This window comes from Kaistella chaponensis (genome assembly GCF_900156725.1).
GTDB classification, from domain to species: Bacteria; Bacteroidota; Bacteroidia; order Flavobacteriales; family Weeksellaceae; genus Kaistella; species Kaistella chaponensis.
In genome coordinates this window covers 162,468-177,037 of sequence record NZ_FTOI01000001.1, presented here as the reverse complement: position 1 = coordinate 177,037, position 14,570 = coordinate 162,468, and the positions used below count along the sequence as shown (strand labels likewise).

The following is a 14,570-nucleotide window of genomic DNA, read 5'->3' as shown; positions in this document are numbered from 1 at the left end:
ATACCACGCGACTCAATCGGGCGACCGCGGAGAATTTAAAATTCTCTTAGAGTCGGTTTTGAGGTGCAGCTTTTATTTTTCGGTATATTTTTTCAGTAAAAGAAGTATCAATCTGTGTTTCCTGGCCGTATTTGAGGATCGCACCTGCAAACAGTTCCAGTTCATTATTTTCTTTCCCCGAATGAACATCCAATTGTAAAGAAGTGGGTGTTTTCGGCGGAAATGTTAAGGCTTTTTCAAAGGTTTTTTGAATGATATCATTCGGTAAGTCAATTCTTTTTTGATGAGCGATTGCTTGTATTTCCCGCATAATCTTCGTTGCTTCCTCTTTCTGTGAGTCAATGGAACAAACGGCTCCAAGGGAAGAATTATGTTTCGCGGTGACCAAACCAAAACTTGCAATGAAAATAAATTTTGTCCAGATATCAAGTTGCGCATTTTCTTTAAAATCGAAGTTGATCATGCTGCTCTTTAATACGTGCAAGATCCAATTGATATTTTCGGAAGGATTCTCGGGATCTTTCCCAAAAATCAAATGTCCTGCTTTCCCATGATGCTCAACGATCCCCTTTTCTTTGATATGAGAGGCAACATAAACGCAGGAAGGCAAAATAATTGCGTGCGGAAGTATTTTTCGGATGCGGTCATAAATATCCGCTCCATTCATCATGGGCAGTAAAACTGTTTTTTTAGTAATGACTTTAGCGAGTTGGTTGCAGATACGCTCCAGATCATATTCTTTGACACCAATGAGAATCAAATCCGGATTTTCAATATCCGAAATCGTTTCATATAAGGCATCTGGATTGGTGACGCTGTTTGAATGTTCAGCAGAAAGCAGGATCAAGCCGTTCTCTTTTATTCTCTTAAAAGTTTCGCCACGGGCGATAAATGAGATTTTATTTTGATTGTCAAGTTCATTATGCTGGGAAATCTTGAACCCAAAATAACCACCAACACCACCCAAACCGATCACAACAATGTGTCTTTTCTTCATTATCTAATTTTTCACAAAGATTAAAATTCTTTTCGGGATATGTTCTTGACAAATGACAAGAAATTAAATTCTGGTGCTTTCTTTTCTAATTCTGCTCAGCGAACTGTCGGTAATTCCTAAATAAGAAGCGATTACTTTTAGCGGTACGTTTTGAAAAATAGAAGGTTTCTGATTTATAAGATTCCGGTATCTGGTTACGGCTTTCTCACTTGCCATTTCGATGACGCGATCCTGCAATTGAGCGTAATTGATCACGAATAATAGTCTGCTGAATTCCCTGAATTCGGGGATCGTGTGGAAGTTGTGTTGTACATTTTCCAGGCTGGTTTCCCAGAAACAGCAATCGGTTAAAGTTTGATAGGTTTCTTTGGTAGGCTGCTTTTTGAAAAAAGATAAAAAATCATTAACAAAACAGGGCGCTGCATAAATATTGGTCGTAATTTCTTCCTGATCTTCATTAAGAATATAGGAACGCATATACCCTTTCTCTAAAAAATAGGTTTTGGTACTGATTTCCTCTTTATGGAGCAAAGTGGTATTTTTTTCCAAGGTAAAATCACGAAATGTTTCCGTAATTTTCTCCACCACTTCTTTTTGGATGGGAAACAAAGAATGGAAAAAGGCATTAAGTTTTGATTTGTCCATCAGTTTTTTTTCTAAAGTAATCCCTTCGGCTTTGAATTCCTTTGGCGGGAAACAAATATACCCAAACTTTCTTTGTTGAGGTAGAGGTTGAGGTTGAGGTTGAGGTTGAGATTAAGGTTAAGGGTGAGAAAACTTCGGAGCGCGGAGAGTGGGTTTTTCAATTAAAAACTTCTGGCTTTGGGGCCAGAAGTTGTAAAGGTTATTTAGGTGATCACTACGTTTCCTGCGTAGGAGGACAAGGAGACGTTTGTAAAGTCATCATCCAAGAAAGCCATCCAGACATGGACCGTTTTGCCCTGTAAATTTGGAGGAAGTGGAATATCAACGGTCGCATCTGCACGAACGGCGATATTTTCCATCAAGACGGGCTTTGGTTCCCCTTCGGCCATGTAGAGCACCTGCAGTTGGTCTGTTTCACGGACGGGAACCGAACCACTGTTGTTAAACCACACCAAGGTGAAAGTTAAGGAGGTGGTCGATGTGAGTCCAGTTGGTACTGCACCGAGGAGTTGACCTTTGGCGAACTCAATTTCCGAATACGCCGGTGTAATTGTCAAGAGGGTGAAATCCAACTTAAAGGCATTTAACACGTTGGTTATCGCGAGATTGTAAGGCGATTTCATTCCAATTCTAACGCCAAAATAGCGTTTCGCAAATTCTTTATAAGGAGCGATAAAGTTATAGCTTTTCTTCATTCGTTCCTGGATAAGGAGTTGCTTTGCAGAAGGCGCACTCTGCTTTCTGCGTGGTTTGTGTTTCAAAATATCATTTCCAAACATGTTGGCTACGACTACCCGGCCTACTCTACCGGAAGATCCTGCTAAAAGCGAATCGATCAATTTACCCATCTGGTTAATTTTTAAAGGGTTAATAAATGTTTTTTGTAATTACAAGACAAATGTAGAATGAGGATGAGGTATGAAACTAATGATGTTCCGAAATCTACCGAAATGTTCCGTAATCTTCCCATTTGGGAGGCGAAATGGCCATTGTGGAGCGGTGGGCTATAGGCTGGCTTCTAGCAGGCTATAGGTATTGGAGTGGTATTGGCTATAGACGGTGGTGGGTAGGAAGTGGTGAGAGTGATTGGCGAAGGTCGGAAAAGTTGGGGTAATTTGGGTGCGCAGCGTAATAAAATCGGCCGGATTGATGCATGGCGATTCCGCGCAACGATAAGGCTTATTTTGCCTATTTTCGGGTGTTCTCATGCCATTTTTTGCAAAATTGACCGTAGGGTGTTTTCACCCAAACTGAGGGGGTGTTTTCACCCAAATTTAAGAATTTAGTTTTTTATATGGAAGATCCTTATTAATTTTATAGTCTTTAATCCTAAAAACTATAAATGATGAAAAATTGTAATGCAATCACAGAGGCTCACTTGCTAGAATTCTATCAAGAGCTTGAGCGCGTACTTAAACAAATTGCGCAAGGAATTATCCCGCTAACTAAGGAGAATCTTCTGTCGGACCGTGATGTTTACGAGATGATGGGTGTTACTTCCCGTACCTTGAGGAAGTACCGACAACTCCATTATCTGGGCTATGTCAAGATGAATGGACTGATTTTTTATATTAAACCGCTGCTTTTTTTGGATTTAATGCGGATGTATTATCGGTCGAAAAAAGAGCCGTAGTTTTGAATGAAGTTGAGGTTAAGGTTGAGGTTGAGGTTAAGGTTGAGGTTGAGGTTGAGGAAGGACCGTTTTTGTTTTGGAATGTTTATTTGATCAATAAATGGTTGAAGTTGTTTGAAAGCAGATTTGACTGAAAGACTAAATTACCGAAGTTCGATTTATTTTCGATTTTAAAAATACAAATTGGTAGTTGTTTAAAAAAAATCAATTTCGTCGGGCTTTAGCCGGGTGATCAAATAGATTTAACAATTGGCATTAGCCAAAACTGAGTTTAGATTTAGGCTAAAGCCAATGAGATAATCCCGTATAAAACGGGCTAAAGCGCGCTCCTATTGATCCTTTATATTCAATAACAATCGAAATTCGATTGTTATTGAATTTTTAGAATTTCTTTATAGAGGTTGATGTGTTCTGCCACCATTTTAGAAATCTCATAGTTTTTTGCACGGACCAAACATCTTTGAGCTGTAGCCGCATAATGGTCTGCATCGGTGGACAAATGAAGAATTTCTTCAGCCAACTTTTTCTCATCTCCCACGGGAAAAAGGATGCCTGCACCGGAAACTACTTCGTTTAAACCAAGGACAAGTTCATCTACCGCTTTTTTTTCTAAAGTATCGCGACAGTAGTCTTTTTCATACTGCTGCAGGACGTATCTGTGGCAAACATGACAAGCCCATTTAGTAGCAGGTGAATTATTTGGCAAGGGTGTTATATAAAATTTTAAAACTACAATTCAGAACTGTGGGAAATTTTGAGGTTCTTCAACAGGATTATGGCATAAAGCACGAAACCTAGGGGAAAAGCCAAAACTTTCAGAAACCTGCGTGGTGACTCTGTAATAAAATTACTGTTACTTGATAACTGACTCCAGCATCGTGAATGAAATCAGTAAGACGCTTAATAGGTGATTTAGACAGGATTATACTTTTTTTCAAACCTGTGGCTTAACAGCACGCGAGTGATACCTCTTACCTCTTGTATGAAGTTGCGTTCTTCATAGTAATATCTCCTGTGTCATTTGCATTACCAGATATAACTGTAGATAGGTTGCAAAAAAAAAAGTCCGAAGGCAGATGACATCGGGGCGCAAATCATTGAAGCTCCTGGATATAATAATCCAGCCATTTTTGTGAAATTTCTGCTGCTTTAAAATTTTCTAATACATATTTTCGCCCTGCTTCACCCATTTTTTTACGCTGAATTGGATTTGAAGCGAGCTTTTTCATTGCATGATAAATGGCTTCTATGTCTTTTACTGGGTGGCGTATTCCTGAAACGTCATCAATAATCGTTTCCTTCAAACCGTACGTATCACTGCAAATCACAGGTAAAGTAAGTAGAGAGCCCTCTATTACTGTTGTGCCAAAACCTTCTCTATAACTTGGTAAACATAAAACGTCGCCAACTTGTAAAACCAATTCTGGATGATTGGTTGATCCATAAAATTTAAAATTTATATCTCCTAGAATGTCAATTATTTGCGGAACAAGGTTCTCTTCATCGAAGCCAATAATCAGTAATTTCACATGGTTTGCTTCATTTTGTAATTTTGAAAAAGCATGCGCTAAATCCAAAACGCCTTTGTCCATTTTTAGCCGTCCTAAAAAAAGAAAAACAACATCTTGGTCTTCATATTGAAGTTCATTTCTATATTGTTTCCTCATGTTTTCATCTGGTAAAAAACGGTTCACATCTACTCCACTAATTGAACCTTTTCCTAAAACCTGAGAATTTCTTTCCCGCACAATATGATGGGCTATTAAATATTGCCGCTGCGATTCGCCATCGACCAATACATTTGTGGTTAATGAAACGATCAATCGATCAATTGCCATGAGCATTAATTTTGGTAAACCTCGCTTAGTATGCCAAACTTGCCCAGTAAAAACGTGGGTTCGTAATTTTACTTGGGACAATTTACCCGAAATCATTCCTATTAATCCAGCTTTTGGAGTAACAGAATGTACTGCATCAAAAGACTCTCTTTTTAAAACTTTTGTTAATGATTTTACCGCCTTTAAATCATTCAAAATATTGATTTCACGATATATTTTAACGTCAAAAGTGCCCTTTAAAAAGGGTGAGATATTTTCTTGTTCTTCGTTTTCGAAATTCGCAATTAAATACACATCAAACGTACTAGAAAGCACCTTAAAATGTTCTAAAAGAAAGGCTTTCGCGGTAAGCGGCGAAGAAACGATGAAGCAAATTTTCTTTTTATTCATTCAATGTTTATTTAAAAAATAACTTGATGAGCGGATAAGTCCACAAATTCTTCAAAAGAATAATCCGCAATACATTTTTTCCAAAATCGAAAATCCTGTGATGAATAAAGAAAATTTCTTTTTTTTGTAATTCTTCCTTTAGAGACTTTAGTTCTTTATAGTTCGCTTTGTTTTTTATCAATTGATAAAATAGCGTGGCAACAAGAAAATTTAGCCGTTCTAAATAAAAGAATTCTGACTGTTCAGTTCTTGTTTGGCTTTGGTAAAGGGTTTTCGTTTTTTCTAAGACGAATATAATGTCTGAAACCATTTTCTTTTTTTTTCCCTCGTCTGTATTTCTGGTAATTGAATTTTGCGACTGCAAAAAATGAGCAACCAACAAATCGGTCGCCTGTATTCTTTGAACTTTAGCAAAACAGCGGGTATTGAATTCAAAATCTTCAATGTAAATTTTCTCTAAAAAAAGAAGGTCATTGTCTATTAAAAAATTTCTTTTGTAGAGTTTATTACAGGCTGAATTCATGTACCGAATAGAATTGTAATAGTCGAAACCTGAAAAAAAGACAGGGCTTTTATTGGAAACACGATAAAGAATTTGCTCTTTCTCATTGATTCCTTGAGCAGAAAACTCTAAAATATCTAAATTTTCGTGTTGCGCAATATTCAATAAGTCTTCTATTACCATTGGAAAAAGGCGATCATCAGCATCTAAAAAAAGCAAATAATCACCAGTAGCATTTTTGATCCCCGTATTTCTTGCACCACCAAGACCTTTATTCTGTTGGGATATAATTTTTACATTGCTTTTATTTTTCGAAAGTTCTTCGGCGACTTTTTGGGATTGATCAGTTGAACCATCATTAATGATAAGCACTTCAAAATCTTGCTCCTGCATATTTTGATCAAACACTGAAGCGAGACATTCTGCAATATATTGCTCTACATTATAACACGGAATGATGATGCTTATTTTTTTCATTATCCTCGTAAAAACATAAAGTAAGTGAATAAATAATAAAAAGCCAAAACGAGTCCGACAATCCGGTATTGATTCGGGAATAATTTATAACGCAACATTGGATAAGCAATTACTGGTGCCATCAAAAACCAGGATAAATAGGCGAAACGGTTAGAGAAATTTGCCCGAATAATCAATATCCAAAAAGCATTGGCGATCATGTATGTTCCCCAAAGATGAATGTAAAATTTATCCGTAATTTCTTTCTTGAAAATAAAATACCATCCAGCAAAAGCTGCAAAGGAGGAGTAAAATAAAAAATCCCAGCGAAAACCGGTATAAGCAAATGCATCATTATTTACATTTCCTTTCGTCAAATAATCTGAAGCCCGCGTGTCTTCACCAAAACCGAGGCCACCAAAAAAACTTTCCCAAAATCCACCCCCAATTAAAGAAAGTGGAATGGCAGCCAACCAAATATAAAGATAAACTTTCGGATTTTTATAAATTCCAGATATAAAAAGAGCCACAATTGGAATGACTAAGGAATTGTGCATTCCAAAAGCCAGTCCCATTAATGGATACATTACAATCTTTCGATCATAATAACACAATGCCAAAATAAAAAGAGAGGTTCCTAAACCATTTCGGATTCCATTGGTAGCAAAAGGCCAAAACATATAAGAACCCACAAAAATAAAAAACACATAGTACCAGTAAGACCCCCCATATTTTTTAGAAAAAAGATAACAGGGGGTAATATAAATTAAAGAACAAATAAAGAAAAACCAGCGGTCACTCATTATTTTACTACAAAATACCATGAAATAATTAAAGAGGTAATCGCTCTTAACGATGGGGATTTCGCCCGCTTGAATTCTTAAAAAAATTATACCATAATTTGCCATATCAACAAAAACACCACTAACAGGACGAGTACCAATATATAGTGCAATGAACAGAAGTAGAATAAAACCCATGCTTGCTGAAAACTTTTTAGAAGCAGGTTGGAATAAATCACCCTGATATGAATGGAACAAAGTAATAAGCATGACCATCATCATGATATTATAATAGATCGCAGTATAGCTGTTTATGGGAATCCAGTCGAACATCTTTATTTAACGATTTTTATGGAATCACATAGTTCCTTGGTAAAAACAACGCCGCCATATTTATCAATATGGTTGCCATCATAAGTTTTGTATTTATTATCTTTTGAAAAATTGATATATTTAACGTTCAACTGTTTTGATACGATATTTATTTCTTCATCGAAATTCTGCCAGAAATTGTTCTCAATATTTAAAATTTTAGCATCAACCGGCATCCGTACAAGAATCACTTTCCCATTTTTTTGTAAAAATTCGACCATTTTGATAAAATCATTTTTTCGAATTGTACTTTTTCTCCATTTCTTGGCAAAACTTTTATATAGTAATATTTGGTTATTCTTCCAAGTTTGTAAAGTCTCCTTGTCTTTGGGAAGATTACTTTCTTCCAGCCAGCCATCCTTGTGTAATTCCGCTGTCTGTTTAATGATGGACCGAAAATGAAAATACTTGAAATTTCTGACAAAATATTCAAAGTTAGGACTGATGTTTGTAAAAACCATATTATGAGGTGGGTTACTCCTTTCCGAATATATTCCATTTTTCAGGTCATCTCCTTCTCTTTCCGTAAGAAGCCAAGGATGAACACTTATTATAAATAATCCATTATTGGATGATTGCAGTTTTTTCTTTATGCTTTCGGTGTATGGTTTTCCGTAATTTATTTGAGAGATCGTGAAACTGTAGTTGAACATTGGTAAATGATAGCCATCATTTTTTAATTCCTGATTGATTATTCGCGGTTGAATCCCCTGCATGCTTCTGGAATCGCCTAATATTAAAGAGGTCTGCTTTGGAGTAGTGAATTTTTCGTAAAAATAATCGACAAAATAACCATATTTCAATAACAGGAAAGCCAAACCACCCATCGTTAGAATGAAAAACACAATTGCTTTAGTTAAAAAATCTTTCATTAGAACTGAAAATATATAAAGGAATCAGAATTAGCCCCAAAAATTAAAATAATTAAAATCAAAACTGCATATATTGACCATCTTACAACAACATTCTTAATATCATCAATTTGCAGCCCGTGATCTTTGTTTCGTCGAAACCATTCAACAATCACTAAAACAGCAATAAATATAAAGGGTTTACTATCGGTTTGTGGCCAAGCATAATTATTGAACGTGAAAATCCGTCCCACATAATCGAAGGCATCTGCAACTGTTCTTGACCGAAAAAAAACCCACGCAATTACTGTTATGGCAAAAGTAAAGATAATTTGGCAGAACTCTTTCAAATTGGGTAAAAGGCGGCCTTCCGCAACGGTATTGGTGTTTTTTCGATTTAAATTAAAGATCACTAAAGGCATAATATACAACGCATTAAGAAAACCCCAGATTATAAAAGTCCAGTTTGCACCATGCCAAAAACCACTCACTACAAATATGATCAGCGTATTTCTTATCTGCATCCATTTACCGTCTTTGCTGCCGCCTAATGGAATGTACAAATAATCCTTGAACCAACTTGAAAGTGAAATATGCCATCTTCGCCAAAATTCTGCAATATCACGCGAAAAATAAGGAAATGCAAAATTCTTTAATAAATCAATTCCAAACAATTTGGCACTTCCCAATGCAATATTGGAATACCCTGAAAAATCACCATAAATTTGAAAAGCAAATAAAACCGCTCCAATAATAAGCGAAGGCGCATTATAATGACTTTGGTCTTTGAATACTTCATTTACGACAATTGCACAATTATCGGCCACGACAATTTTCATAAATAATCCCCACAAAATTTGCCGTAAACCATCCACCGCTTTCGAATAATTAAAAGTTCTTTTAGATTTAATCTGGGGCAAAAGATGGGTGGCTCTTTCGATAGGACCGGCAACAAGAAGTGGAAAAAAACAAACAAAAACGGCGTAATCTAAAAAGTTTTTCTCGGGCTCAATTCTGTTTTTATAAATATCAATAACGTATGACAAGCCGTGAAAAGTGTAAAAGGAAATACCGACAGGTAAAATAATCTGGAGGGTGGAAAGATGCGCTTCTAAACCAAAGCGTCCCAATGCTTCTGAAAAAGAAGTGATAAAAAAGTTATAGTATTTAAAAATTCCAAGGAAACCTAAATTTACCAATATACTCAGCCAGAACCAAAACCGTTTATTTTGATGCGTCCTTGATTTTGCCATTTTAAGTCCGGTGAAATAATCAAGTAAAGTAGAAAAGATGAGCAAGAACAGAAACTTCCAGTTCCACGTTGCATAGAACAAATAACTGGAAAGCAGTAATAAAATATTTTGAAGTTTAATATTTTTCCTGGTAAAAAACCAGTACAAGACAAAAACTACGGGCAGAAAAAAGAGATAGGCAAAGGAATTAAAAATCATGTTTTATGATGTCAAATTTTTAAACAAATCTTTCCATTGTTGCATCACTACAGAAATTTCAAAGCGCGCTGCATTCTTTTTAGCTTGTAAACCCATGGTTTTTCTTAACTGTTCATCACCCATCAATCGTTTTAGTTGTTCAGTAAAATTAATCGGATTTTTATTAGGAATTATAAAACCATCTTCATTATTTTGAATTATCCTACTAGGTCCCGTGGGACAATCATAAGAAATAATTGGTAAACCAACCGATAAGGCTTCTAATAAAACCATTGGGAAAGTTTCGTGAATTGAGGTCATCGCATAAATACTGTAATTCAAAAATGTATTTTTCAAATCTGAAGTAACTCCTTTGAAGATGAAATTTTTCTCTAATGAAAGTTCTTTTATTCTTTTTTCAATTTCAACTCTTCTTCCCAAATAATCATCACCATAGATATGAACTTCCCAACCCGGAAAATCCTGTATTACGTTGTTGAAAATCTCCAGTAATTCCTCAAAATTCTTCTGCCTTGAAATTCGACCCGCTGCAATGATTTTATTCGTAGACAATTCACAAGATCGTTCATGCACTTCTGTAGGATTAGGGATGATTATATAATTATTCGATTTATAAAAAGGTATTTCATCATCATTTAAAAGAACCAATGCTTTATAGCTCCTTTCTATTTTTTCAGTAAAGGTTTTTAAAATTTTATCTTTGATCGAAATCGGCTTATTTGAAAAATGTCTTGTTGCATGAAACTCCTTGATTTTTGGAATCTGTTTTTCTACAGAAGGAATAAAATAAAAATCCGGTCCGAAACTGCTGCTAATTACAACGTCGGGCTGAAGGTCACGAAGAACATTTTGTAAAGCGAATCGGTGCTGTGGAATTTTTCTAAGATTAAAAGGATGAAAATAACTTCTGCTAATCTCGTAGTTAATGCCTAAGTCAATCATCCTTATTTTTTCACTGAAAGGATAAACAGGAATTTTACCTTGCTGATTATATGTTACAATGGTTACCTCATCACCGGAAATATCAGCAAAATAATTGGCTTTTTGGGAAAGCACTTTTTCGATGCCGCCGTGAAGATAAGTTTGATCGGTGAGGTAGAGGATTTTCAATGGATGTTGGATGCTTGATGTTAGATGTTAGATGTTAGATGTTAGATGTTAGATGTTAGACAGCAAAAATAAAGATTTTTTAATTACTAAAATTGCCATTTAAGCAGTCAGTCAGATTTACCTAAACCAACGTGAAAAGGTGAGAATTTCCTGAGCAAAAGATGGTGAATCTACATCGCTCGATCTGGGACTGGTATATTAATACAGACTTCATTTATCTTATAGAGATTTAAACAACTCATCCCATTCTTTGACAATACGCCCGGCAGAAAAACGCTGTACATTTTGTTTGGCTTTTTCACCCATCTCTTGTCGTAAACTTTCGCTCAATAATAGAGATTTCAGTTTCTCTCCGAATTCCTGAATATTTCCATTTTCGATAAGGAAGCCATCCTCATTATTGGAAATGATATCTTTCGGACTATTAGGACAATCAAAACTTATCACGGGAAGTCCAAAAGACATGGCTTCAATGAGCACCATGCCGAACCCTTCGGAACGGGAGGGCAATACCATAATCGAGGAATCCAAATACTTTGCTCCGATATCGGTCACTGGCTCATGAAAATGGATATTTTTCAAATTCAAATTTTCTGCACACTGCTTTAAATTTTTTTTAGTGTCCCTCCCATAAATATTGAGTTCCCACTCAGGGAAATCTTTTTCTATACTCTCCCAAATCCTGAGCAATAAATCATATCCTTTATTAAAACTGTAGCTTCCTACCGCAATTATTTTTCGATTTTTAAGAGAAGAATACTGGTTTGTTTCAAAAGGTACAGGATTTGGAATGACGACCAAATTATTCAATTCCCATTCTTTTCGGTTTCCTTCGGTGAGGAGCACTATTTTTGAGAATCGCTTTCCTAAAAACTGTTTTAACTCATGTTGGACTTTTTTATGGAATGGAAGACCTTTATCTGTGCTACCAAGCAACACGGAAGCGTGACTTTCATAAATCCATTTCGCCTTTGTAGAAATAATCCAGGGCAGAAAAAAACCCTTTATCGCATCATCGCAAACTGAAATTACATCGGGTTGGATTTCTTCCACCAGTATTTGGACTCCCTTTTTATATTGTGAAAAATAGGACATGGGATTACCCGATACTACGATGGAACGTTTCCGAACCTTATCTGAAAAAGAAAAGAAAGCTTCTTTTCCGATTTCATTTAAACTTACGATATGAACTTCATAGCCAAACAGTTCGGTCAATAACGAAGCTTTTACAGACAAGACTCTTTCGAGGCCACCCGCACCGGTAATGCCGTTCGTAATGTAGAGTAGTTTCATTTTTTTCTATGTTGATTTTTATAATAAATGGAAATCTATTATTTTATTTCGAATGTCCCAACTTTTTAATTTTTGAAATAACATTTCTATATATCAAGTAACCGCTACCCATCCCGTGTTTTATCATATAAAGGATAATCTGCGATGGAAAAGATTGCTTATTGAATCTCAGGTTCGCAAAGACGGCTTTTAATTCCTTTTCATTAAATATTTCTTTCAGAAGCGCTGCCTTTTGTCTGTGGGGAATGTTTTGATTGTAAAATATAGTGGTACTTAAGAAAAGGGCAGAATGAATGAGCTGTAATTTTAACTGTCGGGTAAAATCAAATTCGGGAGAGTTTCCAAGAAGTTGTTTCAGTCTCTTATTTAAAGTTTTCAAAGTACTCCACCATTCGGGCTGGTATTTTTTTGAGCGGGATTCTTCACACTGCCGGTAGTTGTATCCATAGCAATCTTTAAGGTAATAGTAGGATTCGGATTTTGTCATCACCTCAGCCATAAACAGATAATCCTCCGAATAGCGAAGACTAACATCGAAGTGAATATCATAATTTACAAAAAGGGATTTTTTGAAAAGACACGTGCAGGCAGAGATTATAGGCAACCTTCCGAAATCTTCAGTAACCAGAAGCGTAGGATAAATATCGCGGATGATGTCTTTTTTTGAGTATAATCCCGCCGCAAGATAGGAGGAAACATTAACCTCAACCACATTAGTTACTGTAGTAAAATCACACATGACTACCTCTACGTTGGGGTTCGATTGAATAGCTTCTGCCATCAATTGGTATATGTCTATGTTTAGCCAGTCGTCGCTGTCCACAAAAGTAATATAATCGCCCGAGGAAATTTTAATTCCTGTATTTCGTGCAGCTGATACGCCCGCATTTTCCTGTGTGATCGCGATAATCCGTGAATCGTTGTCTGATGCTTCCTTACAGATCTGAAACGAGTTATCCGTAGATCCATCATCCACTAAAATTATTTCCAGGTCGGCGTACGATTGATTAACAATCGAATTGATACACTGTCGCAGGTATCTTTCAACATTAAAAATGGGGACAATGACCGAAATTTTCATAAGCGGAATTTAAGACTTTATTTTTTAAAGACTTACAAACAGACACTGAAGTTCTTTAGCTGTTTTTTGGGTTACCGTTACAAACATATCCCCTTCTCCCGCAAAAAATAATATAGCATCGTTCACCTTCAGAATGGAGGAAATATATCGGATTCCGGGCGTTCTGCCTCTTGCACCCATCCCGGAAAAAAGAGGTTTGGACGTGATTTTAACAGGTAAAAAAGTAGTTCTATCTAATAATACCGCCCAATGAAAATAACACCTTCCTGCAAATTGATGTTTAATCTGATGAATCATAATCAACCAGTGTTTTTCATCAAAATCAATCGGATTAGTGCTGAAAGAAACCCTGGTCCCATATCCTCCCGGATCATTAATTTTGGAGGACGTTTGGTGATTAATTATCGTTTTAAAATAAAAACTTTTTTCATCATCCAAAGCCAAAACTTTAAAAGGACTTACCGAATAAAACAAAAGGAGTTGGTTTTCGGTTTCTTTGTACACCCAATTTTTTTCGAAATCCTGCAAAGGAAAATCTACTTGAGGGATTGCACAAAAAGTAAAGGTCTTTTCTATTTCATCTAAAATGGACAAAGCCGAAAATGATCCGGACTGATTGATAAAGCCATCTATTTTATTTCGGATGACCAAGCTGTGATTGATCATTTTTTGATCTTTCCACTGGAAAAGCCGGAAATCTTCAATCGCGTAATCCTGATCCTGCGGAAGATCTATAATTTTTGTAATGATATTCTGATCAATTATTTTTTGCGATTTTTGATTCAGGCGCATCAGTAGTGGATTTCCCTGCATATACAAATCTTTATTTTTGCCTTTTGCCTTAAACCAGGGAACTTTTTGCGCATTTGCCAGCAGTAGTATTTCACCATTCGCCAGTAATGCACCAGGATTAAAAATGGCGCCATAAGAAAAGAGACCGGGTTTTGCAATGACTTTGGAATTGAGTACATGCTTTATGTAAGCAGGATTCCTCCTAAAATACCCCACAAAAACTGGAGCATATTGGTAAAAAAGATCCATCAACTGCAACAGCTTATTTTTTAAAGTTGCACTTTTGTTGAGTCGGAAAATTAACGCATTTTGAATTTTTTTTAACATGTAACCTGTTGCAATTAAAAAGAAGGATTCTTCCAAAAGTATTGTAAATA

The 14,570-nt window shown here is 36.0% G+C and carries 14 protein-coding genes; 1 reads left to right on the top strand and 13 read right to left on the bottom strand.

The window, feature by feature from the left end:
- Positions 1 to 46 precede the first annotated feature (46 nt).
- The 3 genes from BW932_RS00835 to BW932_RS00825 all read right to left on the bottom strand — a co-directional run bounded on the left by BW932_RS00835 (position 47) and on the right by BW932_RS00825 (position 2,490).
- Entirely contained in the window at positions 47 to 997 is a 951-nt protein-coding gene (locus BW932_RS00835) for a ketopantoate reductase family protein (protein ID WP_076384404.1), read from the bottom strand.
- A 63-nt stretch (positions 998 to 1,060) separates the two neighbouring features.
- Positions 1,061 to 1,642 (bottom strand): Crp/Fnr family transcriptional regulator, encoded by a 582-nt coding sequence (locus BW932_RS00830; RefSeq protein ID WP_076384402.1) that lies wholly within the window; start codon positions 1,640 to 1,642, stop codon positions 1,061 to 1,063.
- Between the two features lie 203 nt (positions 1,643 to 1,845).
- Positions 1,846 to 2,490 carry a DUF6266 family protein gene (locus tag BW932_RS00825; protein ID WP_076384400.1) on the bottom strand — a complete coding sequence of 215 codons (645 nt, stop codon included), beginning with the start codon at positions 2,488 to 2,490 and terminating at the stop codon, positions 1,846 to 1,848.
- 494 nt (positions 2,491 to 2,984) lie between these two features.
- Between BW932_RS00825 and BW932_RS00820 the strand changes: the two genes are divergently transcribed.
- On the top strand, positions 2,985 to 3,275 hold the full coding sequence (locus BW932_RS00820) for a hypothetical protein (protein ID WP_076384398.1): 291 nt from the start codon (positions 2,985 to 2,987) through the stop codon (positions 3,273 to 3,275).
- Between the two features lie 370 nt (positions 3,276 to 3,645).
- Here BW932_RS00820 and BW932_RS00815 read toward each other — a convergent pair whose 3' ends face one another.
- The 10 genes from BW932_RS00815 to BW932_RS00770 form a co-directional block, all read right to left on the bottom strand.
- Entirely contained in the window at positions 3,646 to 3,981 is a 336-nt protein-coding gene (locus BW932_RS00815) for a glycosyltransferase (RefSeq protein ID WP_076384396.1), read from the bottom strand.
- 388 nt (positions 3,982 to 4,369) lie between these two features.
- A complete protein-coding gene (locus BW932_RS00810; RefSeq protein WP_076384394.1) occupies positions 4,370 to 5,503 on the bottom strand; it encodes a glycosyltransferase in 1,134 nt (377 codons plus the stop codon).
- 7 nt (positions 5,504 to 5,510) lie between these two features.
- The gene (locus BW932_RS00805) at positions 5,511 to 6,482 is read right to left on the bottom strand and encodes a glycosyltransferase family 2 protein (protein WP_076384392.1); all 972 of its coding nucleotides are present in this window, start codon (positions 6,480 to 6,482) and stop codon (positions 5,511 to 5,513) included.
- The gene (locus BW932_RS00800; protein ID WP_076384390.1) at positions 6,482 to 7,576 is read right to left on the bottom strand and encodes an EpsG family protein; all 1,095 of its coding nucleotides are present in this window, start codon (positions 7,574 to 7,576) and stop codon (positions 6,482 to 6,484) included. Before BW932_RS00800 ends, BW932_RS00805 begins: the two co-directional genes overlap by 1 nt.
- A gap of 2 nt (positions 7,577 to 7,578) precedes the next feature.
- Positions 7,579 to 8,487: a hypothetical protein gene (locus BW932_RS00795; protein WP_076384388.1), complete on the bottom strand. Its 909-nt coding sequence runs from the start codon at positions 8,485 to 8,487 to the stop codon at positions 7,579 to 7,581.
- A complete protein-coding gene (locus BW932_RS00790) occupies positions 8,487 to 9,917 on the bottom strand; it encodes an MBOAT family O-acyltransferase (protein ID WP_076384386.1) in 1,431 nt (476 codons plus the stop codon). Before BW932_RS00790 ends, BW932_RS00795 begins: the two co-directional genes overlap by 1 nt.
- A 3-nt stretch (positions 9,918 to 9,920) precedes the next feature.
- Positions 9,921 to 11,027, bottom strand: coding sequence for a glycosyltransferase family 4 protein (locus BW932_RS00785; RefSeq protein ID WP_076384384.1), 1,107 nt, complete (start codon positions 11,025 to 11,027; stop codon positions 9,921 to 9,923).
- 219 nt (positions 11,028 to 11,246) lie between these two features.
- Entirely contained in the window at positions 11,247 to 12,320 is a 1,074-nt protein-coding gene (locus tag BW932_RS00780) for a glycosyltransferase family 4 protein (RefSeq protein ID WP_076384382.1), read from the bottom strand.
- Positions 12,321 to 12,363: 43 nt separating this feature from the next.
- The gene (locus BW932_RS00775) at positions 12,364 to 13,401 is read right to left on the bottom strand and encodes a glycosyltransferase family 2 protein (RefSeq protein WP_076384380.1); all 1,038 of its coding nucleotides are present in this window, start codon (positions 13,399 to 13,401) and stop codon (positions 12,364 to 12,366) included.
- Positions 13,402 to 13,425: 24 nt separating this feature from the next.
- Complete coding sequence (locus BW932_RS00770; RefSeq protein WP_076384378.1) at positions 13,426 to 14,520, bottom strand: hypothetical protein; 1,095 nt, start codon at positions 14,518 to 14,520, stop codon at positions 13,426 to 13,428.
- Between the last annotated feature and the right edge of the window lie 50 nt (positions 14,521 to 14,570).